27 protein-coding genes are annotated in these 26,151 nt (G+C 72.1%); 10 read left to right on the top strand and 17 right to left on the bottom strand.

Translation table 11 applies throughout. The annotated features are described in order from the left end of the window. Positions 1 to 85: 85 nt before the first annotated feature. A complete protein-coding gene (locus DSM112329_RS09645) occupies positions 86 to 775 on the bottom strand; it encodes a GntR family transcriptional regulator (RefSeq protein WP_354701602.1) in 690 nt (229 codons plus the stop codon). A gap of 189 nt (positions 776 to 964) precedes the next feature. Between DSM112329_RS09645 and DSM112329_RS09640 the strand changes: the two genes are divergently transcribed. From DSM112329_RS09640 to DSM112329_RS09615, 6 genes are read left to right on the top strand one after another with little or no spacing between them, the layout of a single operon-like run. Beyond that, positions 965 to 1,657, top strand: coding sequence for an isochorismatase family cysteine hydrolase (locus DSM112329_RS09640; protein ID WP_354702464.1), 693 nt, complete (start codon positions 965 to 967; stop codon positions 1,655 to 1,657). A gap of 2 nt (positions 1,658 to 1,659) precedes the next feature. Further along, on the top strand, positions 1,660 to 3,297 hold the full coding sequence (locus DSM112329_RS09635; RefSeq protein WP_354701601.1) for a regulator: 1,638 nt from the start codon (positions 1,660 to 1,662) through the stop codon (positions 3,295 to 3,297). Next, complete coding sequence (locus tag DSM112329_RS09630) at positions 3,294 to 4,016, top strand: alpha/beta hydrolase (RefSeq protein ID WP_354702463.1); 723 nt, start codon at positions 3,294 to 3,296, stop codon at positions 4,014 to 4,016. The genes DSM112329_RS09635 and DSM112329_RS09630 overlap by 4 nt, the downstream gene beginning before the upstream one ends. A 20-nt stretch (positions 4,017 to 4,036) precedes the next feature. Further along, complete coding sequence (locus DSM112329_RS09625) at positions 4,037 to 4,720, top strand: isochorismatase family cysteine hydrolase (RefSeq protein WP_354702462.1); 684 nt, start codon at positions 4,037 to 4,039, stop codon at positions 4,718 to 4,720. A 3-nt stretch (positions 4,721 to 4,723) separates the two neighbouring features. Beyond that, complete coding sequence (gene atzF, locus DSM112329_RS09620) at positions 4,724 to 6,112, top strand: allophanate hydrolase (RefSeq protein WP_354701600.1); 1,389 nt, start codon at positions 4,724 to 4,726, stop codon at positions 6,110 to 6,112. Then, complete coding sequence (locus DSM112329_RS09615; RefSeq protein ID WP_354701599.1) at positions 6,109 to 6,507, top strand: gamma-glutamylcyclotransferase; 399 nt, start codon at positions 6,109 to 6,111, stop codon at positions 6,505 to 6,507. Before atzF ends, DSM112329_RS09615 begins: the two co-directional genes overlap by 4 nt. A gap of 21 nt (positions 6,508 to 6,528) precedes the next feature. On the opposite strand, the gene DSM112329_RS09610 is transcribed toward DSM112329_RS09615, so the two are convergent. Continuing rightward, positions 6,529 to 7,119 (bottom strand): TetR/AcrR family transcriptional regulator, encoded by a 591-nt coding sequence (locus tag DSM112329_RS09610; protein WP_354701598.1) that lies wholly within the window; start codon positions 7,117 to 7,119, stop codon positions 6,529 to 6,531. A gap of 70 nt (positions 7,120 to 7,189) precedes the next feature. Between DSM112329_RS09610 and DSM112329_RS09605 the strand changes: the two genes are divergently transcribed. The 3 genes from DSM112329_RS09605 to DSM112329_RS09595 are packed head-to-tail and all read left to right on the top strand — an operon-like array spanning position 7,190 to position 10,231. Continuing rightward, a complete protein-coding gene (locus DSM112329_RS09605; RefSeq protein ID WP_354701597.1) occupies positions 7,190 to 7,516 on the top strand; it encodes a 2Fe-2S iron-sulfur cluster-binding protein in 327 nt (108 codons plus the stop codon). A 40-nt stretch (positions 7,517 to 7,556) separates the two neighbouring features. Further along, the gene (locus DSM112329_RS09600) at positions 7,557 to 8,963 is read left to right on the top strand and encodes a cytochrome P450 (RefSeq protein WP_354701596.1); all 1,407 of its coding nucleotides are present in this window, start codon (positions 7,557 to 7,559) and stop codon (positions 8,961 to 8,963) included. A 32-nt stretch (positions 8,964 to 8,995) separates the two neighbouring features. Next, complete coding sequence (locus DSM112329_RS09595) at positions 8,996 to 10,231, top strand: FAD-dependent oxidoreductase (protein WP_354701595.1); 1,236 nt, start codon at positions 8,996 to 8,998, stop codon at positions 10,229 to 10,231. A gap of 22 nt (positions 10,232 to 10,253) precedes the next feature. Here the strand turns inward: DSM112329_RS09595 and DSM112329_RS09590 are convergent, their stop codons facing one another. From DSM112329_RS09590 to DSM112329_RS09580, 3 genes are all read right to left on the bottom strand, one after another. Continuing rightward, entirely contained in the window at positions 10,254 to 10,421 is a 168-nt protein-coding gene (locus DSM112329_RS09590) for a hypothetical protein (protein ID WP_354701594.1), read from the bottom strand. Between the two features lie 179 nt (positions 10,422 to 10,600). Then, a complete protein-coding gene (locus DSM112329_RS09585; RefSeq protein WP_354701593.1) occupies positions 10,601 to 12,232 on the bottom strand; it encodes an AMP-binding protein in 1,632 nt (543 codons plus the stop codon). A 5-nt stretch (positions 12,233 to 12,237) separates the two neighbouring features. Next, positions 12,238 to 13,458: an iron-containing alcohol dehydrogenase gene (locus tag DSM112329_RS09580; RefSeq protein ID WP_354701592.1), complete on the bottom strand. Its 1,221-nt coding sequence runs from the start codon at positions 13,456 to 13,458 to the stop codon at positions 12,238 to 12,240. Between the two features lie 183 nt (positions 13,459 to 13,641). Between DSM112329_RS09580 and DSM112329_RS09575 the strand changes: the two genes are divergently transcribed. After that, positions 13,642 to 14,295, top strand: coding sequence for a response regulator transcription factor (locus DSM112329_RS09575; RefSeq protein ID WP_354701591.1), 654 nt, complete (start codon positions 13,642 to 13,644; stop codon positions 14,293 to 14,295). Positions 14,296 to 14,317: 22 nt separating this feature from the next. Here DSM112329_RS09575 and DSM112329_RS09570 read toward each other — a convergent pair whose 3' ends face one another. The 12 genes from DSM112329_RS09570 to DSM112329_RS09515 form a co-directional block, all read right to left on the bottom strand. Continuing rightward, positions 14,318 to 14,929, bottom strand: coding sequence for a TetR family transcriptional regulator (locus DSM112329_RS09570; protein WP_354701590.1), 612 nt, complete (start codon positions 14,927 to 14,929; stop codon positions 14,318 to 14,320). Positions 14,930 to 14,979: 50 nt separating this feature from the next. Continuing rightward, positions 14,980 to 15,969 carry an NADPH:quinone reductase gene (locus DSM112329_RS09565; protein WP_354701589.1) on the bottom strand — a complete coding sequence of 330 codons (990 nt, stop codon included), beginning with the start codon at positions 15,967 to 15,969 and terminating at the stop codon, positions 14,980 to 14,982. A gap of 148 nt (positions 15,970 to 16,117) precedes the next feature. Continuing rightward, the gene (locus DSM112329_RS09560) at positions 16,118 to 16,879 is read right to left on the bottom strand and encodes an enoyl-CoA hydratase-related protein (RefSeq protein WP_354701588.1); all 762 of its coding nucleotides are present in this window, start codon (positions 16,877 to 16,879) and stop codon (positions 16,118 to 16,120) included. Then, positions 16,876 to 17,736, bottom strand: a complete 861-nt coding sequence (locus DSM112329_RS09555) for an N-acyl homoserine lactonase family protein (RefSeq protein ID WP_354701587.1) — start codon at positions 17,734 to 17,736, stop codon at positions 16,876 to 16,878. Before DSM112329_RS09555 ends, DSM112329_RS09560 begins: the two co-directional genes overlap by 4 nt. Positions 17,737 to 17,745: 9 nt before the next feature. Further along, a complete protein-coding gene (locus tag DSM112329_RS09550; protein ID WP_354701586.1) occupies positions 17,746 to 17,871 on the bottom strand; it encodes a hypothetical protein in 126 nt (41 codons plus the stop codon). 12 nt (positions 17,872 to 17,883) lie between these two features. Next, the gene (locus tag DSM112329_RS09545) at positions 17,884 to 18,663 is read right to left on the bottom strand and encodes an SDR family oxidoreductase (protein ID WP_354701585.1); all 780 of its coding nucleotides are present in this window, start codon (positions 18,661 to 18,663) and stop codon (positions 17,884 to 17,886) included. Positions 18,664 to 18,665: 2 nt separating this feature from the next. Then, positions 18,666 to 19,463 (bottom strand): enoyl-CoA hydratase/isomerase family protein, encoded by a 798-nt coding sequence (locus tag DSM112329_RS09540; protein WP_354701584.1) that lies wholly within the window; start codon positions 19,461 to 19,463, stop codon positions 18,666 to 18,668. Further along, positions 19,460 to 20,662, bottom strand: coding sequence for a thiolase family protein (locus tag DSM112329_RS09535; protein WP_354701583.1), 1,203 nt, complete (start codon positions 20,660 to 20,662; stop codon positions 19,460 to 19,462). The genes DSM112329_RS09540 and DSM112329_RS09535 overlap by 4 nt, the downstream gene beginning before the upstream one ends. Next, a complete protein-coding gene (locus DSM112329_RS09530; protein WP_354701582.1) occupies positions 20,655 to 21,812 on the bottom strand; it encodes an acyl-CoA dehydrogenase family protein in 1,158 nt (385 codons plus the stop codon). Before DSM112329_RS09530 ends, DSM112329_RS09535 begins: the two co-directional genes overlap by 8 nt. 70 nt (positions 21,813 to 21,882) lie before the next feature. Then, on the bottom strand, positions 21,883 to 22,644 hold the full coding sequence (locus DSM112329_RS09525) for a glucose 1-dehydrogenase (RefSeq protein ID WP_354701581.1): 762 nt from the start codon (positions 22,642 to 22,644) through the stop codon (positions 21,883 to 21,885). A gap of 9 nt (positions 22,645 to 22,653) precedes the next feature. Beyond that, positions 22,654 to 23,772 carry a CaiB/BaiF CoA-transferase family protein gene (locus DSM112329_RS09520; RefSeq protein WP_354702461.1) on the bottom strand — a complete coding sequence of 373 codons (1,119 nt, stop codon included), beginning with the start codon at positions 23,770 to 23,772 and terminating at the stop codon, positions 22,654 to 22,656. A gap of 3 nt (positions 23,773 to 23,775) precedes the next feature. Beyond that, positions 23,776 to 26,151 carry a hydantoinase B/oxoprolinase family protein gene (locus DSM112329_RS09515; RefSeq protein WP_354701580.1) on the bottom strand — a complete coding sequence of 792 codons (2,376 nt, stop codon included), beginning with the start codon at positions 26,149 to 26,151 and terminating at the stop codon, positions 23,776 to 23,778.

The following is a 26,151-nucleotide window of genomic DNA, read 5'->3' as shown; positions in this document are numbered from 1 at the left end:
CCGCGCCTGCCTGCGGCACCCCAAGGTGCTCGCGGGCGGAGCACAACCCGTTCGGGCGGCGGCGGCGACGGCGATGGCGGCAGCGTCAGTCGGCGTCCTCGTCGAACATCCGCGCGAGCGCCTCACCCACGCGCTCCCGCACGACGAGCGCGCTGCGCTGGACGTGCGCGCGCATGAACGACGCGGCGCCGTCGGGGTCCTGGGCGATCACCGCGTCGACGATCTCGAGGTGCTCGGTGATCGTCGAGCGGACGCGCTCCTCCAGCGTGAAGTCGTGGATGCGCAGGATGCGGATCCGCTCGTTGACGTCGTTGAGCTGCCGTTCGGCGTAGGCGTTGCCGCTCGCCTGGGCCAGGCGCTGGTGGAAGTCCTCGTCGCGGATGACGAAACCGGGTCCGCCGTCGCCGTGGCGACCGCCGCTCCACTCGGCCTCGAGCATGCGCCAGTCCTGGGCGAGGGCATCGAGGATGCCCCGGTTCCCGGCGGTCGCGGCGCGGCGGACGACGAGCTCCTCGATGGCCAGCCGGACGTCGTAGAGGTCGCGCATCGACCGGACGCTGGGGACCGCGGGGCTGAGGCCGCCGGCCGGGTCCCGCACGAGGTGACCGTCGCCCTCCAGGCGCCGCAGCGCCTCGCGGATCGGCGTGCGGCTGGTCTCGAAGCGCGCCGCCAGCTGTTGCTCGACGAGCCGCCGGCCGACGGGGAAGTCGCCGCGCAGGAGCCCGTCGCGGAGCTGGGCATAGACCCGGTCGGCGTGCGCGGTACGGGGCGGCATGCGCGGCTCAGCGTACCGGGCGTCGTTTGTGGCCCAAGGGCGGAACCGGTTTCGACCGTCAGTCCGATGTGGACGCGCCCCCGCCACGGGAAGCTGCGCGAGACATTGTCGACGACGTTGCATACAACGCTGTCGACCGTCGCCGACCACACCCTGCCGACACCGGCGCAGACCGGGGGAAAGCCACGCATGCTCAGCGTCCCAGCCCAGCCGTACGAGTTCGACTTCGATCCCGCCACGACGGCGCTCGTCGTCATCGACATGCAGCGCGACTTCCTCCAGCCGGGCGGCTTCGGGGAGCTGCTCGGCAACGACGTGTCGCTCCTCGCCCGCGTGGTGCCGCCGCTGCAGCTCGTCCTTGCCGCCGCCCGCGCTGCCGGGATGCTCGTCGTCCACACCCGCGAGGGTCACCGGCCCGACCTCGCCGACTGCCCGCCGGCGAAGCTCGCCCGCGGCCGCGGTGCCGTGACCATCGGCAGCCCGGGACCGAAGGGACGCATCCTCGTCCGCGGCGAGGAGGGCCACGACATCGTCCCGGAGCTCGCGCCGATCGCGGGTGAGGTCGTCCTCGACAAGCCGGGCAAGGGCGCGTTCTACGCGACCGACCTCGAGCTCCTGCTCCGCAACCGCGCGATCACGCACCTGATCGTCACCGGCGTCACCACCGAGGTCTGCGTCCACACCACCGTCCGCGAGGGCAACGACCGCGGGTTCGAGTGCCTCGTCGTCAGCGACTGCTGCGGCTCCTACTTCCCCGAGTTCCACGCGGTCGGCCTGCAGATGATCGCCGCCCAGGGCGGCATCTTCGGCTGGGTCGCGCCGTCGGAAGAGCTCCTCGCCGTCCTCGCCCCTGCCCCCGTCACCGCCGACCTCGGAGCCTGACCATGTCGACCCCTGCCCTCAGCCCACCCACGATCCCGTTCTGGACACGCGGGGACCTCAATGCGTTCTTCGGCCTGTTCGTGAACATGCTGGTGAACGTGCTCGTCCTCAGCGGGCTCGTCCTGTTCGTCGTGAACATCCCGGCCGGCGACGTGTCCGGCGTCATCCTGCCGGCGCTCGGCATCGAGTTGCTGATCGGCAACGTCTTCTACTTCTACCTCGCGAAGCGGCTCGCGGCGAAGACCGGCCGCACGGACGTGACGGCGCTGCCCTACGGCCCGAGCGTCCCGCACATGTTCATCGTGACGCTCGTGATCATGCTGCCGGTCTACCTCCAGACCAAGGACCCGATCCAGGCCTGGGCAGCCGGCGTCGCGTGGGCGTTCATCATCGGCGTGATCATCCTGCTGGGGGCGTTCGTCGGGCCGTACGTCCGCCGCCTGACCCCCCGCGCCGCGATGCTCGGGATGCTCGCCGGCATCTCCGTGACGTTCATCTCGATGCGGCCCGCGGCGCAGATGTGGGAGGCGACCTGGATCGCGCTCCCGGTCCTGACGGTGATCATCATCGGGTTCGTCTCCGGCGTGCGCCTGCCGGGCAACGTCCCGATCGGGCTCGCCGCCCTGCTGCTGGGCAGCGCGATCGGCTGGGCCGGCGGCTACATGTCGGCCCCCGACGTGGAGACCGCGGCGAAGGAGATCGGCGTCGGCCTGCCAGGCCTGGAGTTCGGGCTCCTGATGGACGGCCTGAAGGAGATCTCGCCGCTGCTGGCGACCGCGATCCCGCTCGGGATCTACAACTTCACCGAGGCGATGAGCAACGTCGAGAGCGCCTCGGCCGCCGGTGACGACTACGACCTGCGGGCCGTCCTGCTCGCCGACGGCACCGGCGCTTGCGTCGGCGCCGCGATGGGCTGCCCGTTCCCGCCCGCCGTCTACATCGGCCACCCGGGCTGGAAGGACGCCGGCGGACGCGTCGCCTACTCGCTCGCCACCGGCGTGCTGATCTTCGCGCTCTGCGTCCTCGGCATGTTCCCGTTGCTCAGCGCGCTCCTGCCGATCCCGGCGATCGTGCCGGTCCTGCTCTACATCGGGCTTGTCATCGGCGCCCAGGCGTTCAAGGCGGTCCCGCGGGCGCACTACCCGGCCATCGTCATCGCGATGATCCCGAACATCGCCGCCTGGGGGTACGGCCTGGTCGACAGCACCCTGTCGGCGGCCGGGACCAACGTCGACAAGGTCGGAGCGGACGCGCTGACCAACGCCGGCGTGATCTTCCCTGGCCTGAACACGCTCGGGCAGGGGGCGGTGCTCGCGGGGATGGTCCTGGGTGCGATCGCGGTCTTCCTGATCGACCGCCGGTTCGTGCAGGCCGCGGCGTTCTGCTTCATCGGCGGCGCACTCGCCTCGGTGGGCCTGATCCACGGTGCGGAGGTCGACCTGTTCGAGGCGCCGAAGGTCGGGCTCGGGTACGCGCTGTCCGGCGTCGTCTGCCTCGGCTTCCACCTGCTGAAGGTCCCGGAGCGCGAGCGCGACCCGACCGACCCGATGGATGTCGACGACGAGCTCGCCGAGGCGATCGAGTCCGGCAAGGTCCCGGCGGCGGTCAAGACGCCCGAGCCCGTCGCGGTCCCGGCCTGACCTCCGCCGCTGATCCGGTCGTCCTGGTCCACGGTGTCGGGTTCGGTCCCGACACCGTGGCGCCGCTCGCCCGGGCCCTGCGCGACCGCGGGGCCCGGGTGCTGGTGGTCGAGCGCCGCGGGTACGGGAGCCGGGACGGCCTCGCGCCGGCGGCGACCGTGGCCGAGAACGTCGACGACGTCGTCGCCGTCCTGGACGAGGCCGGCGTCGGCCGGGCGACCGTGGCCGGCATGAGCGGCGGCGCGACCGTGGCGCTCGCGATGGCGATCAGCCACCCCGAGCGGCTCATCCGCGCCGTGGCTCACGAGCCGGCGGTCGGGGCGCTCGTCCCCGCCCTCGGCGAGCTGGTCCGCGGCGCGCTCGCGGCCGGCGGTGGGGCGGGGCTCGCCCGCGCCCTCGCGGGACCGGGCACGTGGGCGGCCCTCGACGCCCCCGTGCGGGACGCCGTGCTCGCCCGGGCCACCCTGATCGAGCGGGACGCCCCGGCCTTCCTCGCCTTCGACCCGCAGCTCGGCCCCGCGGTCGGCGAGCGCCTGGTGTGCACCGTCGGCGCGCTGAGCCCGCCGCTCCGCCACCGGGTCGCCGCCGCCCTCGCCCACCGCACCGGCGCGCCCGTCATCACGGTCCCCGGCTGCGCTCACCTTCCCCAGTACGACGCACCGCGCACCTTCGCCGACACGATCCGCGCCCACGCGCCCCTCCAGGAGACCATCCGATGAGCACCACCGAGACCATGACCATCGCGGGCACCGTCGCCAGCCGGCCCTACCCGTGGCCCTACACCGGGACGATCGACCTCGCCCGCACCGCGCTCGTCCTGGTGGACTGGCAGACGGACTTCTGCGGCCCGGGCGGGTACGTCGACACGATGGGCTACGACCTGGACCTGGTCCGTGCGGGAATCGCGCCGACGCAGCGCCTGCTCGCCGCCTGGCGGGCGCGCGGCGCGCCGGTCCTCCACACCCGCGAGGGTCACAACGCCGACCTGTCCGACTGCCCGCCGAACAAGCTCTGGCGCGCGCAGCGGATCGGCGCGGGGATCGGGGACGCCGGCCCGTGCGGCCGTATCCTCGTCCGCGGCGAGCCGGGCTGGGAGATCATCGAGGAGCTCGCGCCGCTGCCCGGCGAGATGATCGTCGACAAGCCCACCAAGGGCGCGTTCGGGGCGACGGACATCGACCTGCAGCTGCGCTCCCGCGGCGTCCACTCGCTCGTGATGACCGGGATCACGACCGACGTCTGCGTCCACACGATCATGCGCGAGGCGAACGACCTCGGCTACGAGTGCCTGATCCTGTCCGACTGCACCGGGGCGACCGACCACGCGAACCACCTCGCCGCGCTGCACATGGTCACGATGCAGGGCGGCGTCTTCGGGGCGGTGGCCTCGTCGACCGACCTGCTCGCCGTCCTCGAGGCGTAGCCGATGCAGTCGATCGCGGCGCATCTCGAGGCGATCCGCAGCGGCCGCTCGACGCCGAGCGCGGTCGCCCGGGACCTCGTCGCCCGGCTGCACGGTCCGGGGTCGGCGGCCGGCGCCGACCCCGCGTGGATCACGCTCGTCGAGCCCGGCGCGCTGCTCGCCGCCGCCGCGGTGCTCGACGACCGGACCGATCTGCCGCTGTGCGGCGTCCCGTTCGCGGTCAAGGACAACATCGACGTCGCGGGGCTGCCGACGACAGCGGCGTGCCCCGGCTTCGCGACCGTGCCGACCGTCACCGCGCCGGTCGTCGCGAGCCTGCTTCAGGCCGGTGCCCTGCTCGTGGGGAAGACGAACCTCGACCAGTTCGCCACCGGCCTGGTCGGCACGCGCACGCCTTACGGCGCCTGTGCGTCGGTGCTCGATCCGCGCTACGTCTCCGGCGGCTCGTCCTCCGGATCGGCGGTGGTGGTCGCGGACGGCACGGTCGTCTTCGCGCTCGGGACGGACACGGCCGGCAGCGGGCGCGTCCCGGCGGCCTTCAACGGCATCGTCGGGCTGAAGCCGACCCGCGGCGTGATCAGCACCCGCGGCGTCCTCCCGGCGTCGCGCTCGCTCGACTGCGTGTCGGTCTTCACGCGGGACGTCGCCGACGCCACGCGCGTGCTGGACGTGTGCGCGGTCCCCGACGCCCACGACCCGTTCGCGCGGACGGACGGGCGCGACGCCGGCGCCCCTGCGACATGGTCGCCGGGCGACCGGGTCCGGCTCGCCGTGCCCGATGCCGCTGGGCTGCAGGCGCTCGACGGGCCGGCGCGGCGCGGCTGGGAGAGCGCGCTCGCCCACGCCGCGGACGACCTCGCCGCCGAGGTCGTGGCGGTCGACATCGCGCCGCTCGCCGAGGCCGCGCGGCTCCTCTACGACGGCCCGTGGCTCGCGGAGCGCTACGCGGACCTGGCCGCGGTCCTCGACGCCCGGCCGGCCGGCCTGGATCCGACCGTCGCCGCCGTGGTCGGCCGCGGGGCCACGGCGTCAGCGGCCGATGCGTTCCGGGCGATGCACCGGCTGGCCGAGCTGCGTCTCGTCACCCGGGAGCTGCTCGGCGGCATCGATGCGCTGCTGCTGCCGACCGCGCCGACGATCCCCACGTTCGCCGAGGTCGCTGCCGAGCCGATCGCCGTCAACCGGCGACTTGGCACCTACACGAACTCGGTGAACCTCCTGGACCTCTGCGCGATCGCCGTCCCGGTCCTCGATCGCGGCGGCGAGGTGGTCCGCCCGCCGTTCGGCGTGACGCTCGTCGCGGTTGCCGGTGCCGACCGGACGCTGCTGGCCCTCGCGGCGGCGTGGACCGCGGCCGTGCCGCAGGCCGTCCCTGCGTCGGTGCTCCCGTGACCGCGACCGAGACCGCGCTGTTCGTGGTCGGCGCACACCGCCAGGGGCAGCCGCTGAACCACGAGCTGACCTCCCGCGGCGCACGTCTCGCCGGGACCCTGCGCACCACCCCCGACTACCGCCTGCACGCACTCGCGACGAACCCGCCGAAGCCCGGCCTCGTCCGTGTCGCGAGCGGCGGCGCGGCGATCGAGGGCGAGCTCTGGACGCTCGCGGAGGCAGCGCTCGGCTCCTTCGCGGCCGCGCTGCCGCAGCCGATGGCGCTCGTCCGCGTCACGCTCGAGGACGGCCGCGGGGTCGTCGGCTTCACCTGCGAGGCGGTGGCGCTCGCCGGCGCCCCCGACATCTCATCCCACGGCAGCTGGCCCGCCTACCTCGCCGACGCGGCTCGCTGACGTCGATCTGCGTCACCGCCGTCAGCCGGCGGTCGCGGCGTCCCAGACGAACGCGAGCTGCGCCACCAGCTCGTGCTCGCCGACCGAGGGCCGCAGCACATGCGCGGTGATGGAGCTCTCCGTCATGTAGATCAGGGCGAAGGCGCGCGCGCGGACGGACTCCTCATCGAGATCCGGCGTCCCCGCCCGGACCCGGGCTTCCGCCCCGGGACGGAAGCGGCCGTGGAACGCGCGCCAGAACTCTGCGACCTCGTCGTCGTAGGTGGCGGCTTCCACGACGGCGCCCAGCGTGGCCGCGTGCCGTTGGAAGACGCCCAGAACGCCCTCGAGCGTGTCCCGCACGTTGCCGGCCGCGTTCTCGAGCCATGGCTCGGCCACGGCGGCCAGGTCTTCCTCGAACGCGACGGCGAGGTGCAGGACCAGCGCGCGCTTGTCGCGGAAGTACGCGTAGAACGTCGGACGCGACAGGCCGGCCCGCTTGACGATCTGCTCGATCGAGAGATCCGCGTACGCGACGCCCTCGCCAAGCCAGGCAAGGGTCGCACCGACGAGCGCCTCCTCGGTGGCCCGTCGAGCGTCGGAGCCTTCGGAGCGTCGGGACAGGACGGCCATGCGGCAACATTACACTCCGCCAGAACGTTATGGCTTGACATCATGTAAAGCACTCACGTATGGTCGTTCCATGTCCACAGGATCCATCACGTTCGTGACGCACGACGGCACCGCCCACGAGGTCGATCTCGTCGACGGCGAGTCCCTCATGGTGCTCGCCACGAGCAACGGCGTACCCGGAATCGATGGCGACTGCGGCGGCGAGGCGTCGTGCGGGACGTGCCACGTCATCGTCGACGACGACTGGGTGGACAGGACCGGGACCCGCTCCGACGAGGAGAGCCAGATGATCGAGATGTCGCCCGAGTGCTCGCCGAACTCGCGCCTCTCGTGTCAGCTGAAGGCGTGCGCGAGCTTCGACGGCCTGAAGGTGCACCTCCCCGAGTTCCAGATGTAGGCATGACCTTCTACCCATACGACAGCTGAGCGAGCGAACCATGACTACCACCGAGAGCGTTCTCGACAGAGCCAAGACCAGAGTGACCGACAAGGTGCAGGCGACTGTCCCTGTCGATCGGCAGGTGCGGGCCGCGCACCTGGTGGAGAAGGCCAAGCGCCTGGCCGGCCTGAGCAAGCCGCTGGTCTTCACCGAGCGGCCGATTCCGGATCCGGCGGATGTGCCGCTGACCGAGATCGACGTCAGCAACCCCTTCATGAACCGGCAGCAGAAGTGGTACCCGTACTTCGCGCGGCTCCGCGCCGAGGCGCCGGTCCACTACCTCGCGGACAGCCCGTTCGGCCCCTTCTGGTCGGTCACGCGCTACGAGGACATCCAGGCCGTCGACTCGAACGCGAAGGTCTTCTCGGCCGAGCCGTACATCGTCCTCGGGCCCCCGCCGCTGGACATCGAGATGTTCATCGCGATGGACCCGCCCAAGCACGACGTCCAGCGCAAGGCCGTGCAGGGGGTCGTCGCGCCCAAGAACCTGAAGGAGATGGAAGGGCTCATCCGCGAGCGCGTCCAGGAGGTGCTCGACGGCCTGCCGACGGACGAGCCGTTCGACTGGGTCCAGCGGGTGTCCATCGAGATCACCGGCCGGATGCTCGCGACGATCCTCGACTTCCCGTACGAGGAGCGGCGCAAGCTGACGTACTGGTCGGACACCATCAGCGGGACGGCGGAGGGCACGGGCGGCACCTCGCACCAGGACGACTGCTACGCCGCGATCGAGGAGCTCGCGAAGGGCTTCACGGCGCTCTGGCACGACAAGGCGGCGCGCCGGAAGGCCGGCGAGGAGCCGGGGTTCGACCTCATCACGTTGATGCAGACGTCCGAGGACACCAAGGACCTGATCAAGAAGCCGCTCGAGTTCCTCGGCAACCTGACGCTGCTGATCGTCGGCGGCAACGACACCACCCGCAACTCGATGTCCGGCGGCGTCCTCGCCCTCAGCAAGCACCCTGACCAGTTCGAGAAGCTCAAGGCGAATCCCTCGCTGATCCCGAACATGGTCTCGGAGGTCATCCGCTGGCAGACCCCGCTCGCCTACATGCGCAGGGTCGCCACGCAGGACGTCCACTTCGGCGGGCAGTTCATTCGCAAGGGCGACGTGGTCGTCATGTGGTACGCCTCGGGCAACCGCGACGAGCGGAAGTTCGAGAACCCGGACGCCCTGATCATCGACCGGCCCAACGCCCGCAACCACATGTCGTTCGGCTTCGGCGTGCACCGCTGCATGGGCAACCGCCTCGCCGAGATGCAGCTGCGCATCCTCTGGGAGGAGCTCCTGGCCCGGTTCGACAGCATCGACGTCATCGGGGAGCCCGAGTACGTGCAGTCGAACTTCGTCAAGGGCTACGAGAAGATGATGGTCCAGCTCACGCCCAAGCCGGCCGCCGCCTGAGCGCCGGCGACAGCGGCGATCGGGGAACAAGGATGGACACCAACCGGGTGGTCATCGTCGGTGCCAGCCATGCGAGCGCACAGCTGTGCGCGAGCCTGCGCCAGAGCGGCTGGACCGGCGACATCCTGCTGATCGGCGACGAACCGTCGCTGCCCTATCAGCGCCCACCGCTGTCGAAGACGTTTCTCGCGGGGACGACGAGCCTCGCGGACCTGCTCATCCGCAAGGCGGCGTTCTATGAGAAGGAGCGGGTGGTCTTCCGCCAGGCCCGCGTCACCGCCATCAGCCGCGAGGCCGAGACCGTGAGCCTGGACGACGGCGAGACGGTCGGCTACGACAAGCTCGTGCTCTGCCTGGGAGCCCGACCTCGTCCGCTGACCATCCCCGGGATGGACCTCGCCGGCGTGCACTACCTGCGGGACGCCGCCGACATCGGAGCCATCAAGGACAGCCTCGCGACCGCCGCCCGCGCGGTCATCATCGGCGCCGGTTACATCGGCCTGGAGGCGGCGGCCTCACTGCGGAAGCTGGGCGTCGCGGTGTCCGTGATCGAGGTGGCCGACCGCGTCCTGCAGCGGGTCACCGCCCCCGAGGTCTCGGCGTTCTACGATCGCGTCCACCGCGAGGAAGGGGTCGACATCCAGCTCGGCGCCGCCGTCGCGGCGCTCGAGGGCGACGGCCGTGTCAGCAGCGTCCGACTCGCCAACGGCGACTCCATCGCCGCCGACCTGGTCATCGTCGGCATCGGCGTCCTGCCGAATGTCGAGCTGGCGCTCGACGCGGGGCTGGCCGTCGACAACGGCATCGTCATCGACGCACACGGGCGCACCGAGGATCCGAACATCTTCGCAGCGGGGGACTGTGCCAACTACTTCGACGCGCGCTACGACTGTCGCCTCCGCCTGGAGAGCGTCTCCAACGCGGTCGAGCAGGCCAAGACCGTGGCGGCGACGATCTGCGGCCAGGAGAAGGCGATCTCCGCCCTCCCCTGGTTCTGGTCCGACCAGTACGACCTGAAGCTCCAGATCGCCGGCCTCAGCACCGGCTACGACGCCATCGTGCTGCGCGGCGACCCGGCGAGCGGTCGCGACTTCGCCTGCTTCTACTTCGCTGAGGGGAGGTTCGTCGCTGCCGACTGCGTCAACCGGGCGCAGGAGTTCATGTTCAGCAAGCGGGCCATCGCCGAGGGCATCTCGCCGGATCGTGCGCTGTTGGCCGATCCGCAGACGCCGCTGGCCTCACTCCTCCGCACGCCCGCATCGACGTGACCCTGCACTGCCACACCGGCTGCTAACGGGTCGAGGTCCTGTGGTCGACCACGGCAAGGTACAGCCCGAGCACGACACCGATGCCGGCAACGATGGCACCCAGGCTCCATGACACGACGACGCCCAGCACGAGGCCGACCAGGCAGATGACGATCGGGAGGTTGCCGAGGGCAGAGAGGTTGCGTTGCATGACCACTCTGTGCCCGGGAGCTCCCACGACCGAACGCGACCTGTCCGGAGCCACGTCCGGTGATGCCATCGCCCACCCTTGGCCGTCACGATCGGCCTCGTGCCCGTCACCGCCCGGTCGCGCTGGGCGGGTGGGTGCTCGGCCAGGGCATCGAGCACCTACGGAGACACCGATGTCCATCAGATGCTCCGGCCGGCGTCCTGCCAGAAGCGGTCGCGAACGGCGCGCCGCAGCGGTTTCCCGCGCGGGCTCTTCGGGATCTCGTCCCAGACCTCGACGCTCTTGGGGCACTTGTAGCCGGCGATCTGCTCCCGGCACCCGGCGATGATCGCGTCCGGAACGAGCGTCACGCCGGGGCGCGGGACGACGACGGCGACGATCGCCTCGCCCCAGCGGTCGTCGGGGGCGCCGACGACGGCGACCTCCAGCACGCCCGGAAGCGCGCTGATGGCCTGCTCGACCTCGTTCGGATAGACGTTGAAGCCGCCGGAGACGATCATGTCCTTCTTGCGGTCGACGATGTACAGGTAGCCCTCCTCGTCGAAGCGGCCCACGTCGCCGGTGTAGAACCAGCCGTCGTCGCTCAGGACCTCAGCCGTCAGCTCGGGCCGGTTCCAGTAGCCGCGCATGCGCACGTCGCTGCGGATCGCGATCTCGCCGACCGAACCGCGCGGCAGCGGCTGGCGCTGCTCGTCGACGACCTCGAGCTCGACCCCGACGACCGGACGGCCGGCGGACTTCAGCCGCTGCGGCGGGGGAAGCGCCGGGTCGAACCGGTGCGCGCTGACGCGCAGGAGCGTCATGGGCATCGGCACCTCGGACAGCCCGTACGCCTGGACGAAGATGTCGCCGAACACGGCTATCGCGCGGACGAGGCGGTCGGGCATCATCGGCGATGCGCCGTACATGATCCGCCGCAGCGACGAGGTGTCGAGGTCGAGCTCCTCCGCAAGGTCGGTGAGCTGCACCAGCATCGTCGGGACGGCGATCATCCAGGTGACGCGGTGTCGCTCCACGGCCTGCAGGAGCGAGGTGCCGTCGAAGCTCGACATGAGCAGCTGCGCGCCGCCGCGGATCATCGAGGCGACGAACAGGCACCCGCTCATGTGACCGAGCGGTGCCGCGTGGACCAGGACGTCGGTCTCGTCGAGCTCCCCGACCTCGCCGTGGATGTTGCGGACCATGTTCGCCAGGCCGCCGTGTGTGAGGACGATCCCTTTCGGCTCGCCGGTCGTCCCGCTGGAGAACACCAGCCACGCGTCGTCCTCGGCGGCCGGCAGGTCGGTGATGGGCTCCGGCTGCGCGGCGGCGAGCAGGTCATCCCAAGCGGCGGCGCCGTCGACGGCGGGTCCGAGCGTGACGATGTGCTCGAGGGTCGGGATGCGGTCGCGGACGGCTGTGAGCTTCTGGACCCAGTCGGGCTGGACGACGGCGACGCGGACGCCGGCGGCGGCGAACATGCCCGCGACCTCGGTCGGGTGCAGGCGCGGGACCTCGGCGCAGCGGACGAACCCGGACAGGACCGAGGCGTACTCGACCTCGCAGAACCCTCGGGTGTTCGCGGCCACGAGGCCGACCGGCTCTCCGTGCACGACACCGAGGCCCTTCAGCGCGGAAGCGCCACGCAGGACGCGGTCGCGGAACTCGGCGTAGGTGACGCTGCCGTCCTCGTCGATCAGCAGCGTCTCGCTGCCGAAGTTGTCGAGGGCGCGGGCGATGAGCGTGCCGACGCTCATGCGCGAGCGCGCCGCAGGCTCGAGGGCGAGTGGGCTGTCCGCCGGGACGGTCGGGATGCGTTCGGTGGTGCTCATCAGGGTCAGCTCCAGGCGGCCTGCAGCAGGCCGATGAGGTCGTCGCGGGTCACGGGCTTGGGGTTGACGGCGACCGAGAGGTCGGTGAGGGCGTGGTCGGCGACGTCGGGCAGCTCGTCGTAGCGGGCGCCGGCGGCCTGCAGGGTGTGGGGGACGCCGAGCGGCTCGAGCCGGTCGACGAACTCGCGGACGGCCGCGACACCGGCGGCGGCCGATTCGGCCTCTGGCGTCGCCTGGGTTGCTGCCCCGAGCGCCTCGGCGATGCGCGCCAGACGCGGTGCGGTGACGTCCGCGTTGAACGCCATGACGTGCGGGAGCATGCAGGCGGAGGTGACCCCGTGGATCATCCCGAACTGCGCGGCGAGCTGGTGTCCGAGGCCGTGGGAGAGGCCGACGCCGACGTTCGTGGCCGCGTAGATCGAGAGCCACGCGCCGAGCTGGCACGTCATCCGGGCGTGCACGTCCGACGGGTTCGCCGCCGAGTGCTCCAGGTGCCCGGCGATGATCCGCAGGCCCTCGACCCCGAGCGCGTCCGCCATCGGCATGTGCCGCTTGGAGAGGATTCCCTCTAAAGCGTGATCGACGGCGCGCATGCCCGACGAGGCCCACAGCCAGTCCGGGACGTCGACGGTCAGCTCCGGGTCGAGGATCACCGTGTGCGCGACGAACTGCGCGTTCTTGTAGGCGTCCTTGGTGTGGCGCGCAGGGTCCGTGACGCCGAAGATGTTGGTCGACTCGGCGCCTGAGAGAGTCGTCGGGATCGAGATGTGCGGCACGACGCCCGCGGGGATGTCGGGGACGTGCAGGTCGTCGGGGTAGGTGTAGCGCACGCGCCAGCGGTCGAAGTCCGCGTCGGTGCGGATGTCGCACGCGAGGGCCATGCCGACGGCGGAGGCGCAGTCGATCTGGGTGCCGCCGCCGACGGAGAGGATCGCGTCCGCCCCGGCTTCGCGGGCTGCCTCGGCAGCGGCGAGCACTGACGAGCGCGGGACGTGCATCTCCGTGCCGAGGAAGGCGCCGGCGTAGCGGTCGCCGAGTGCCTCAGCCAGCTGGTCCTGCAGGCCGTCGACCCACCCGGTCGTGATCGCGAACACGCGCGCGGCGCCGAGCTCATCAGCGACCGGTCCGAGCTCGGCGATGCTGCCGGGCCCGTAGCGAACGGAGCTGGTCTGGGGGAACAGGAAGGTGCCGGACGGCGCAGCGGCCGTCGTTGTCTGCTCGGTCATCGGTCTCCTCGAGAAGCGGGGCCTCCTGATCCTTGCCACGCTGGGACGGGTGCGGTGCCGCGCTGCGCTGCCGATGCCCCAAGCGGGGGATGGCAGGGCCCGGAGGACACCGGCCGCGGTTGCAAATCCATCCGGTCCACTCTAGGCTAGCGAGCATTAGCTAGCTGCCCAGGAGGAAGGTCGATGTCCCAGTCCATGCTTGCTGTCGCGTCCGTGCCGGTGGAGCATCGCCCCGACCGGGTGGGCGTGCTCGTCGTCCACGACGAGGAGGTCGTGCAGTGCGGCTGGCGGCTGGTGCTGTCCCAGCAGCCGTGGATCGCGCGATGCCTGACTGCGAGCTCGACGGCCTCCGCCGTCCTGCTGGCTTCCCGCTACAAGCCGGTGGTCGCGATCGTCGACCTGGATCTCGGGCACGAGCAAGCCGCTGCGACGACCGCGGCGCTGACGGCCGCGCGGCCCGGACTGCGGGTGCTCCTGATGGCGGGGCGGGCGTCGATCGCTCCGAAGGCCGCCCAGTACATGGGCGTCACCGGCGTCGCGCGTAAGACGCTGCCGGCCGCCGAGCTCGCTGACGCGGTCCTGACCGTGGCCTCGGGGCAGCGCCTGTTCGCAGCGCCGGCCCCCCAGGGCGGCGGCGCGTTGTCCGCCCGCGAGGCGCAGGTGCTGACGCTGATGGCCGACGGCGGGACCAACCGTGAGATCGCCGCGCGCCTGCATCTGGCGGAGGAGACGGTCAAGCAGCATGCCGCCGCGATCTACCGCAAGCTGAAGGTCCGCAACCGGACCGAGGCTGCGCAGCGCGGCCGCCAGCTCGGGTTGACGCTCGCCGTCACCTGACGGCGGCGCGCGTAGGCCGCGATCAGCCGCGGTGTCCGGCCAGGCGCAGGCACATCTCCGCGACCTGGTCGGCGATCTCCGCGTGGGAGAGCGCGCTGCGGGCGTCGTACCACGTGGCCGGCGAGGAGGCCAGCTCGATCAGGCAGAAGGTGGTGACGGCCGACGAGCGGACGTCGAAGACACCCGTGGCGATGCCGGCCTTGATGACGGCGCGGGCGGCGTGCCAGTACTCGTCGCGCTGTGCCTGCACCTCGGCGCGGGCGTCCGACTCGAGGCTTGCGAGCTCGCGCATGCAGACGTACGCCCGCTGGCGGTTCTCGACGTGGTCGCGGACGACGGCCCGGGTCATCTCGCGCAGCTGCACCGCCGGGTCGTCGCTGGCGGCGATCGCGTCGCGCTGGTGCTCGAGCAGCAGGTCCATCGTCGAGACGACGATGTCGCGCAGGATCGCCTGCTTGGACGTGACGTGCTTGTACAGCGAGGGGCCGCGGATGCCCATGACGTCGGCGATGTCGTTGATCGTCGTCCCGCGGTAGCCGCGCTGCGCGAACAGCTGGATGGCGGCGTCGCGGGCCTCGGCGGCGCGGCCAGGGTTGACGGGCGTCAGAGATGGACGAGCGTCGGGGGTGCCCACCGCGTCAGCTTCGCAGATCAACGGCCGGGTCCTGGTTGCGCGGGAAGGGCTCATGCGAGTTCGATGACGACGTTGCCGCCGAACGTGCGCTGCTCGACGGCCGTGTGCGCGGCCGCGACCTCGGCCAGCGCGAACCGCCGGCCGATCGTCGATCGCAGGCGCCCCTCGGAGAGCCAGCGGCCGACGTCGGAGGCAGCGCGGCGCTGCTCGGGGCCGGTGAGGTTGTAGAGCAGGACCGGCGTCAGGTCGATCGTCCGGCTCAGGAGCCGCCAGACGGGGATGACGGGCTTGTGGGCGGAGTCGCTGGCGTAGTAGGCGATGGTGCCGCCGACGGCGCAGATGCGGCTGTCGAGGTCGATGTTCGCGGCCAGGTCGACCTCGGCGACGCGGTCCACGCCACGTCCGGAGGTCGCGTCCATGACGGCGGCGGCGAGGTCGTCGATCCGGTAGTCGAGCACCAGGTCGCAGCCCGCCGCCTCGGCGATCGCGCGGCTCTGCGGACGGCCGGTCGTGCCGATGACGAGCGTGGCGCCGGCGGCGCGTGCCAGCTGGACGGTCGCCTCACCGACCGCGCCGCCCGCGCCGGCGACCAGCACCGTCTTGCCGGCGACGCCGTCTCCGGTGACCAGGCATTGGTGCGCCGTTCGGGCCGGGGTGCTCAGGCACGCGCCCTGCGCGAAGTCGATCTCGTCGGGCAGCGACTCGGCGTTGCGCGCCGGCACGCAGACGTGCTCGGCGGCGCTGCCGGTCGCGCGGCCGACCCGCGTGTCCCACAGCCACACCCGCTCCCCGATGCGTGAGGAGTCGACTCCCGGCCCGACGGCGTCGACGATGCCGGCGCCGTCGTCGTGCGGGATGACCCGCGGGAACTCCATCGCGATCCCACCCCATCCGCTGCGGCGCTTGACGTCAGCCGGGTTGACGCCGGAGACGTGCACACGCACGCGCAGCTCCCCGGGTCCCGGCTCCGGGTCGGGGATCTCGCCGACCTCGAGAACCGCCTCGGCTTCACCGGTGCGCTCGTACCACGCTGCGTGCATGAGCCCACTGTGCACCCGTTGCGTCGCGAGCGACAGCAGCGTCGGTCGTTGTCCCTCGTTCGGGGGTGGTGTGGGCCGCCGCGGCTCTCATGAGCATGCCCCGACCGGGAAAGATCGGCGTGCCGGCGCTCGCGCCTGCCCCGGCCGGCTAGAGACCGGCGAAGTCCGGCCGGCGCTTCTCGAGGAACGCGCCGATCCCGGCCTGGCCGGTCGGGGACGCCGCCGACCGGCCGATCGCCGTCGCCTCCGCGTCGAGCTGGTCGGCGAACGACGACGTCGCCGACCGGTCCAGCAGCCGCCGGATCTCGCCGTAGGCCCGCGTGGGCCCGGCCGCCAAGGTCGCGACGAGCGCCTGCACCTCGGCGTCCAGCTCGCCGTCGTCGACGGCGCGGGCCACCAGGCCGAGCGCGGCGGCCTCGTCGGCTCCGACCCTGCGGCTGCTCATCAGCAGCTCCGTGGCGGCAGGCCAGCCGACGCGGCGCGGCAGCAGCCAGGTGGCGCCGCCGTCCGGCGACAGGCCGACGGCGCTGTACGCGGTGGTGAAGGACGCCGAGCGCGCAGCGATCGCCACGTCGCACGCGAGGACGACGGACAGGCCTGCGCCGGCGGCGGTCGCGTGGACGCGGGCGACACTCGGAGCGTCCAGACGGCGGAGCGCCAGCAGCCCGACGTGGAGGGTCTGCGCGAGGTGCCGCACGGCGCTTTCCACGTCTTCGTCCATGGATCCCAGGTCACCGCCGGGGCAGAAGAACCGGCCCGTGCCGCCGAGGACGACGACGCGGACGTCCTCACGGCCGGTCAACGACGTGGCGCAGGCGGCGAAGGCGTCCGCCCAGTCCTGCGTGATCGGGCCGTCGAGGGTCAGTCGCGCGACGCCGTCGTCGACGGTGAGCTGGACGGGCGCACTCATGACAGGTGGCTGCTGGTGGCGTCGTCGTCGACGGGCGTGCTCGGGCCGGGAACGGTGTGGCCGTCGAGGATCGCGACGACCTCGCTCAGCTCGATGACCGACACCGGGTCGTGGGAGGGCATCAGGTACCGGGTGCCGTTCAGGGCGCGCTTGATCGCCGCGCTCTCGGCGAGGGAGCTGACGGCGAAGTTGTTCGAGATCTGCGGCTCGGCGGCGGCGAGCACCTGGGGTCGCTGGATCAGCTGGCAGACGGCGTCGTAGACGACGTCGCCGCAGATCGTGGCCACGCCGTCGTCGGTGTCCACGCGGAGCGTCATCGACCCTGGCGTGTGGCCGCCGGTGAGGTGGCACGTGACGCCTTCGGCGATCTCGATCGGACCGGTGAGCTCGAGGTCCATGAAGCGCATCGCCCCGGGCTGGAAGATGCGGTCGATCGTCGGGTGCAGGTCCTCCGGTGGGTAGGCGAGCGTCTGCGATCCGCCGGCGGCGAACTCGAGCTCGCGGCGGTTGACGACGAGCGGGACGTGCGCCGGGATGTGCTCGATGCCGCCGCTGTGGTCCAGGTGCAGGTGGGTCATGACGACCATCTCGAGGTCGCCGAGCTCGAGGTCCTGCGCGGCGAGCTGCGCCGCAAGACCGAACCCGTCGGGCGTGTCGACGGTGAACCCGACGCGTTCCAGGACCTCGGCGTTGCGATAGCCGGTGTCGACGAGGATGGGCTTGTCGGACGCGCCGCGGATGAGGTACCCGTAGACGGGATGGGTCGTGGTGGCCTGACCGGGGAGTCGGCCGCGGCTGGCGAACGTCGAGTCGGTGGAGACGTTGCCGAGTTCCAGGACGGTGATGGTGGTGGCCATGTCGGCTCGCTATCTGTCGGGGGTGAGGTCGGGGACGAGCTTGCCGGTCGCCTGGCGTTCCGCGAGGGCGCGGTAGGCGGCGGGGGTGAGCGCGACGCGGCGCTCCCAGAAGTCGCGGAAGGTGCGTTCGGTCATGCGCCAGAGTCCTCAGGTCGAAACGGAGTAGCCGCCGTTGACGGGGTAGGTCTGCGCGGTCACCCACGAGGCCTCGTCGGACACGAGGAAGAGGACGGCCGCCGCCGCGTCGGACGGCTCGCCGAAGCGCCGCACGACGTAGGGCTTCAGCGCGCGCCTGGCGAGGTCGGCGTCTGCGAGCAGCGGCTCGGTCGCGGGGGTGCGCATCGTCGCGAGCGCGACGCAGTTGGCCGTGATCCCGTGGCGGCCGATCGCCTTCGCCAGTCCCCGGGTGAAGCCGGCGGCGCCGGCCTTGGCGCCGCTGTAGACGACGAGGTTCGGCTCGCCGACCCGGCCGGCGTCGGAGACGATCGAGACGATCCGCCCGTGGCCGCGCTCGACCATGCCCGGCAGGACGGCACGCGCGCAGTTCAGGACGCCGTAGTAGTTGGTCGCCATCCACGGCGCCCAGTCCTCGGGGCCGGTCTCCCAGAATGGCGTCGGGTCGTCGATGTTGTGGCTCGGTCCGGCGTTGCCGGCGTTGTTGACGAGCAGGTCGACACCGGCGCCGAGCTGTTCCTCGGCCTCGGCCACGGCGCCGGTGACCGACGTGAGGTCGGTGACGTCCGCTTGCAACCCGACCGCGCGGCCGCCCGCGGCGGTGATCTCCGCGGCGACGGCGTCGGCCCGTTCCCGGAAGAAGTCGTTGATCGCGACGGCGGCGCCCTGTGCGGCGAGCGTGAGCGCGATGCCCCGGCCGACGCCCTGCCCGGCGCCGGTGACGAGGGCCGTCCTGCCCGTGAGGTCGAACATGCTCAGCGCCCCTCGAACGCCGGCCGGCGCTTGGCGTGGAAGGCCGCGGCGCCTTCCTGCTGGTCGAAGGAGTGCTCGTGCAGCGCGACCGCGGTGAGCTCGCTGCGGACGGCGACGGCGAGCGTCTGCTCGAGGCCGTCGTCGGCGAGGCGCTTCACGCGCGCGAGCGCGAGCGGGCTCTTCTGCGCGAGCGACTCCACGAGCGCCTGCGCCCGTGCGGGAAGCGCGTCGTCCGGCAGGACCTCGTTGCCGAATCCGAGCGCGAACAACTCCCGGGCGGGGAGCAGGTCCCCGGTGAACAGGAGCTGCTTGGCGCGCTGCCGGCCGATTGCCCGCGGCAGCCGCGCCGACGACCCGCCGCCGGGCAGCAGGCCGTACGTGGCGTGCGCGTCCCCGGCCCGGGCGCCCTCGGCGAGGAGGACGATGTCGCAGCAGAGCAGGAGCTCGAGGCCCCCGCCGGCGGCGATCCCGGCGACGGCCGCGATGACCGGCACGGGGCTCGCCTCGATCCGCGCGAACGCGACGCCGACCTCCTCGAGGAACGGGAGCGCGGTGCCTTCGCGCTCCTGCAGCGCTTGGATGTGGGCGAGGTCGGCGCCGGCGCAGAACGCGCGGCCTGCGTGGGTGATGACCACCGCGCGGATGGCGGGGTCCTGCTCGGCACGGGTGATGCCGGTGAGGAGGCCGTCGAGGATCTCGGGCGAGAGGCCGTTGAGGTTGCTCGGCCGGTTGAGCGTGAGCCAGAGGCCCGCGCCACGCTGCTCGTGCAGGACGGCGTCGGTCTGTTGCGCCGTGCTCATCGTTCCGCCTTTTCGAGGATGGTGATCACGCACACCGCCGGGTCGGGGTGCAGGTAGCCGCCGCCGTTCTCGGCCAGTGCGAACCGGGCACCGTCGACCTGGCGGTCGCCCGCCTCGCCGCGGAGCTGCTCGACGAGCTCGACGATCTGCCCGCAGCCGGTCGCGCCGAGCGGATGGCCCTTCGACGTCAGTCCGCCGCTGGGGTTGACGGGGACGCGACCCCCGAGCGCGGTGGCACCGGAGCGCAGCAGCTCCGCCCCGCCGTCGGCCGGGCACAGACCGAGCTCCTCGTAGATCATCAGCTCGCTGGGGGCGGCGGCGTCGTGGACCTCGACGACGTGCAGGTCGCCCGGGCCGATCCCGGCCTGGGCGTAGGCCCTGGCCGCGGCACGCTCGGCGGGCGACGGCGAGCTGCCGCCGGCCACGCCCGACACGGTTGCCGACGCGCGGATGTGCACGGCTCGGGCGGGGTCGCGTCGCGTGGAGGCGCGCTCGGCGCTCGTCACGACCAGGGCAGCGCCGCCGTCGGCGATCGGCGAGCACATCATCACGGTCAGCGGGTCGGCGACCATGCGGCTGGCGAGCACCTGCTCGACAGTCACTTCCTCGCGGTACTGCGCGTTCGGGTTCAGCGTGCCGTGGTGATGGTTCTTCACGGCGACCTGCGCGAAGTCGGCGGGGGTCGCGCCGGTGCGCTCCATGTAGTCCCGTGCGAGCTGCGCGTAGACCTCCATGAAGAACGACTCCGCGGGGCCGTCGCGGCCGGTGAGCTCGCGCGTGTACGCGGCGAGCTGCGAGACGTCGGCGCCGGACGCGATCGCGGCGAGCGTGGCGGTCTTGTCCTCGGAGGTCATCTTCTCGGTGCCGAGGACCAGGACGGTCTCGTACTCGCCGGAGCGGACCGCCATCGTCGCCACGTGCAGCGCACTGGAGGAGGTGGCGCAGGCGTTCTCGACGTTGAGCATCGGGACGCCGCCGAGGGCGGTGCCCGAGAGCTCGACCTGCGCGCGGATCATCTCCTGGCCGGTGGTCAGGCCGGCCGCGGCGTTGCCGGCGACGACGAGGTCGATGTCCGCGGCGTCAAGGCCGGCATCGGTGAGGGCGGCGGTGACGGCGGCCTCGGCGAGCGACTTCAGCGTCGACGTCTTGTCGCGGGCGAAGCGGGTCATGCCGGCGCCGACGATGACGGGATCAGACATGCAGGTCACCGAGCAGGTCGCGGCTGATGACGAGGCGCTGGATTTCGCTCGTCCCCTCGTAGATCTCGGTGATCTTCGCGTCGCGGTAGAGCTTCTCGGCGGGGAAGTCGCGCGAGAATCCGTAGCCGCCGAGGACCTGGATCGCCTCCTGCGCGTTGTTGCGGGCGACGCGGCTGGCGAACAGCTTGGCCTGTGACGCTTCAATGACGTGCGGGGCGCCGGCCTCCTTCAGGCGGGCGGCGCGGTGCGTCAGGGCGCGGGCGGCGGCGACGTCGGTGGCCATGTCCGCGAGCTTGTGCGCGATCGCCTGGTGCGCCCCGATCGGCTTCCCGAAGGCACGACGCTCGCGGGCGTACCGGGTGGCGACGTCGAGGGCCGCCTGTCCGATCCCGGTCGCGAGGGCGGCGACGGAGATGCGGCCGCCGCCAAGGCCGGCCAGCGCCATCCGCTGGCCCGACCCGGGCTCGCCGAGGTACTCGCCCGGCGTGCCGTCGAAGGAGAGGTCGGCGGTGTTGGAGGAGCGGATGCCGAGCTTGTCCTCCTCGCGGGTGACGGCGAAGCCGTCCGCCCCGGGCTCGACCAGGAACGCCGAGATGCGTCCGGGGGTGTCGTCGTCCTTGGCGATCACGGCGATCACCGCCGCGTGCGAGCCGGTGGTGCACCACTGCTTCGTGCCGGTGATGCGGCCGCCGGATGCGCGGGTCCGGATGGCGCCGGTGTCGCTGCCGGCGTCCGCTTCGGTCAGCGCGAACGCGCAGAGCTGCGAGCCGTCGGCGAGCGCGGGGAACCACCGTGCTCGTTGCTCGTCGCTGCAGTTCGCGGCGAGGATCGCGGTGACGGCGTAGTGGACGACGAGTGAGGTGCCGACGCCGGCGTCGGCGCGGGCGAGCTCCTCCAGCACGAGGGCCTGGGCGAGTGCGCCGGCTTCCGCGCCGCCGAGCGCCGCCGGCAGGTCGACGGCCAGCAAGCCGAGCTGGCCGAGCTCGGTGAACAGCTCGCGCGGGAACGTGTGCTCGCGGTCCCACTCGGCGGCGAACGGGGCGACGCGGTCGGTCGCGACGCGCCGGGCGAGGTCGCGGATGTCGGTCTGGTCTGCGGTCAGGTCCGCGTTCGCGCTCGCGCTCGCGGGTGCCGGGGTCACCGTGGTCATAGTCCCACCCTCCCCCGGTCCGCGGGACGCGACCACACGCCCGGGGCGTCTCTCCCCCAGACGGGTCAGGTCAGTAGACGAGCATGCCGCCGTCGACGTACAGGGTCTGGCCGGTGATGTAGCTCGCCGCTTCCGAGGCGAGGAAGCAGACCGCGGCGGCGACCTCGTCCGGCGTGCCGAATCGGGCCTGCGGCACCTTGGCCAGCAGGCCGTCGGCGAGCGCCGTGTTCTCGCGCAGCCCCTCCGTGAGGTCGGTCTCGATGTAGCCGGGGGCGACGCCGTTGACGCGCACGCCGCGCGGCGCCCAGTCGAGGGCGAGCGAGCGCGTCACGGCGTCCAGGCCGCCCTTGCTCGCGGTGTACGGCAGCCCGCGGGACGCACCGACGAGGACCGACGCCGAGGACACCGACACGATGCTCCCGGAGCCCTGCTCGAGCATGACCCGGCCCGCGGCCTGGACGGCGAAGAACGCGCCGCGCAGGTTGACGGCCATCAGCTCGTCCCATTCGGATGGCGCGAGCTGCTCGGGGCGTTTGAAGTACGGGTTGACGCCGGCGTTCGCCACCGCGACGTCCAGGCGGCCGGCTGCCTGCGCCGCGTCCTCGATCGCCGCGGTCGTGGCTTCGACATCGCGCAGGTCGATGGCCACCGGTGTCGCGTGCCCGCCGGCGGCCTCGATCTCGCGGGCGACGGCCGCCGCCGCGTCGTGGGTGCGACCGGTCGGCAGGACGATCGCTCCGGCTTCACCGAGGGCGAGCGCGATCGCCCGGCCGATCCCGCGTGTCGCGCCGAGGACGATCGCGACCTTGCCGTCGCTGGGCTGCTGGGTCATGTCGGTGTCCTATCGCGTCGTGGCGGCGCCGAGCTCGGCGAGCACGGCCTGCGTGTGCTCGCCGAGGGCGGGCGCGTCGCTGCGCGGGCCCGCCGTCACGCCGTCGACCACGAGCGGCTGGCGAACGAACTGCCGCCCGCCGGGGAGGCTGGTGAGCAGCTGGCGGGCGATCACCTGCGGGTCGTCGGCGACCGCAGACGGCGTGCGGACCGCAGCGTGCGGGACGTCCGCCGCACCGAGCAGCGCCTCCCATTCGGCGATAGGCCGCCTGCCGATGGCCTGCGCGAGGACTGCGCGCAGCTCGGCCGAGCGGGCGGCTCGTTCGCTCGCATCGACGCCGGCGTACGGCTCGAGGGCGGGCGTCGTCCCGCAGAGGGCGCGCCAGAAGTGGTCCTCGAAGGCGATGCTGAGCGTCAGCCACTCTCTGTCGGCGGTGGCGTAGACGCCGTAGCCCGGATCGTCGCCGAGCCCCTCGGCCGGCCCACCGTTGAGCGGCGGAACGACGAGGGTCGTGAGCAGCGAGATCAGGGCGTCGAACATCGCCACGTCGTAGTGGCCTCCGCGGCCGCTGCTGCCGCGTGCGGCCAGTCCCGTGAGTGCAGCGATCGCGCCGAACAGCCCCGCGGCGAGATCGGCCAGCGACAGCGCCGGGACAGCCGGGGCGCGGCCATCCGCCGGGGTCTCGAGGAGCCCGGCGAGCGCCATGAAGGAGAGGTCGTGCGCGGGCCGGTCGCGGTACGGGCCGTCCTGTCCGAAGCCGGAGATCGAGACGGACACCAGACCCGGATGCTCGCTGCGGAGCTCCTCGTGGTCGAGGCCGAGCCGTGCCGCGACCCCGGGCCGGAAGCCCTCGAGCAGGACGTCGCTGCGCAGCGCGAGCGCCCGGCACGCCGCGCGGCCGTCTGGATCCTTGAGGTCGAGCGCGACCGAGCGCTTGCCGCGGTTGAGCGCGGCGAAGAACTCCGGGTAGCGCCGCGACGGATCACCGCCGTCGGGCCGCTCGACGAGGACGACATCAGCACCGAGGTCGCTGAGCAGCAGCGTCGCGTAGGGCCCTGGGTACTGCTGCGCGAGGCTGAGGACCTGGACCCCCGCGAGCGGGAGCGCCGGAGGTTCGGGGGCGGCGATGGCTCAGCCCGCCTGCGCGGCGTGGATCGCTGCGGTCAGCGAGGCCAGGTCCGGGCGCATGTCCCAGACCGGAGCGTCGCCCTCGATGCGGATCTCGTTGTCGAGCGCGACCCCGCACGAGGGGCACGCGTACATCGAGTAGACCACGTGGGCGTCGGTGTCGAGCGCCGGGTCGCTGAACACCTGGTCGTCGATGTCGGTCAGCTGGCTGTCGATGCGCACCGCGAACGTCTTGTAGTTCTGGTCGATCGGCGCCAGGACGCTGTCGCAGGCGCTGCAGCAGTAGACGACCTCGTCGTCGGCGAACGCCGCTCCGAGCTGCTCGCCGAGCCGGACGCTGGTCGCGGCCGAGCGGTCGTCGCGGTTCGCGTCCGGCTTCACGCCGTCGGCCAGGCGCGCGGCGCGGCGGGCGTCGCGCAAGGCGCTGGTCGCGTGGCTGTCCGCCTCGCCGGCATCGGTCAGGACGACGCCGTACACCGACTCGGCGAGGTCCGCGCGGACGAGGCCGTCGCGGACGTCGCCGGCCACCGCCGCAGGCTCGCGCTCCAGCGGGTCGCCGTACCCGCCGCCACCGAAGAGCGTCGCCTCGACGACATCGGACCCGGAGAAGCTGCGGTTGATCTCCTTGGCGCGCAGGTCCGCGTGGTCCCCCGCGAGGCTGCGGATCTCGCCCGAGGTTGCGGGCAGCTCGCCTGCCGCGAACCGGGCCTCGACGTCCGAGGCGGCCACGCCGTGGAACTGCGTGGTCGAGCTCCAGTGGCCGCCGAACAAGCCGCCCTGGGTCGGCAGGCCTGGCGCGGCGTTGATGATCGTGTAGAGCTGCAGCGGCGTCTGGTGGCCGGCGAGCGCGAACGCGATGCCGTTGCCGCCGCGGTACTTCCCGTGCCCGGCGTTGCGGGCGGCCTTGCGGTAGAGGTACAGGTACGGGAAGGCCTGCTCGGCGGTCTCCACGTCGGAGATCTCGCTCTTGGGCCAGAACGTCGTCCCGCCCTGATCGATGCCGTCGCGGAAGCTGAAGGCCCCGACGCCGCCGGCGCTCGCGTCGAGGACGCCGGTCGCGAACTGCTGGCCGTACTGGTCCAGACCGAAGTGGATGATGTAGCCGGCGCTGGACAGCGCGGAGCTCGCGCCGACGCTGCGCCGCAACTCAGGGTCGGGGAACAGCATCTTCGCGAGGATCCGCTCGGCCTGGCTGATCGTGACGATGGCGCCATGCAGTGAGGAGAACGAGGCGTCACGGCTGATCGTCGTGATGGTCCCCTGGTAGGAGTCGAAGTGCGCGCGCCGCAGGGCGCCGGCGACGCAGAAGCGATGGTCGTACGCGAGGAGCTGGACCAGCGCGCAGCCGATCGCCGAACGCCACTGCCCGAAGCCGCAGTTGATGGTCCCGATCTCCGGGTCGGTGCCGTGGTTGTCGAAGAACAGCTCGTCGCCGCGCTTCTCGACGGTGAGGACGATCTTGTGGACCGTGCGGTCGCCGGGGACAGCACCGCCGGCGTGAATCACGTCGGTCCAGCGGCCATCAGGGACCTGCCGCAGCCGCGCGGCGATCGACTGCTCGGCGTCGTCGATCAGCTTGTTCATGGTCGCCTTGACGGTCGCGGCGGTGTACTGGGCGACGGTCTCCTCGATCCGCAGCCGCGCCCGGTTGACGCCGACGATCTGCGAGCGCAGCTCCAGCGCGAGCAGGTGCGGGACCCGCGAGAACCGCATGAAGGTGTCCTCGATGTCCGCGCGGATGCCGTTCCTGTCGGCGACCTTCACCGCGCGGAGCATCGGCGCGTCGGAGTACACGTCGGTCCCGTCGAGGACGAACCCGCCGGGCGCGGTGCCGCCGGTGTCGCGGACGTGAGCGGCGTTGAAGACCCAGCAGAAGATCTCGCCGTCGACGAACACCGGGGCGTAGATGCCGACGTCCATCGCGTGCGAGCCGGCGATCAGCGCGTCGTTGCAGATGAACACGTCGCCCGGCTCGATGCCGGGCGAGTCACCGCGGTTTTCGAGCGTGTACTTGACGATGTACTCGGCTGCCCCGCCGAAGTACTGGATGTACGGGGCGAAGAGCACCGACTCGCCGAGCTCGGTCGTGATCGAGGTGTTGAAGTCGTAGCACTCGACGACGATCAGGCTGCCGGAGACGCGCTGGATCGTGTCCGCGTGCTCCTCGTTGATGTTCCACAGCTTCGTCGAGAGGATCTCGAACGTGATCGGGTCCAGGTCGGTGTCGGACGCCCGGTGCAGCGCGATCTTGTCGGAGATCGGAAGCGGGTCGGCGGGCCGGTAGGGGCCGAGCTTTCCGTCCCACGGCATCTGCGGGACCGGAGGCCCAGCCACCCGCGCGATCGCGTGGGTTTCGTCGGAGCTCGTCAGGGCGGTCAT

Source organism: Paraconexibacter sp. AEG42_29 (genome assembly GCF_040581415.1).
Lineage (GTDB): Bacteria > Actinomycetota > Thermoleophilia > Solirubrobacterales > Solirubrobacteraceae > Paraconexibacter.
Note: the sequence above shows the minus strand (reverse complement) of the source record. Positions and strands in the feature narration are given on the sequence as shown.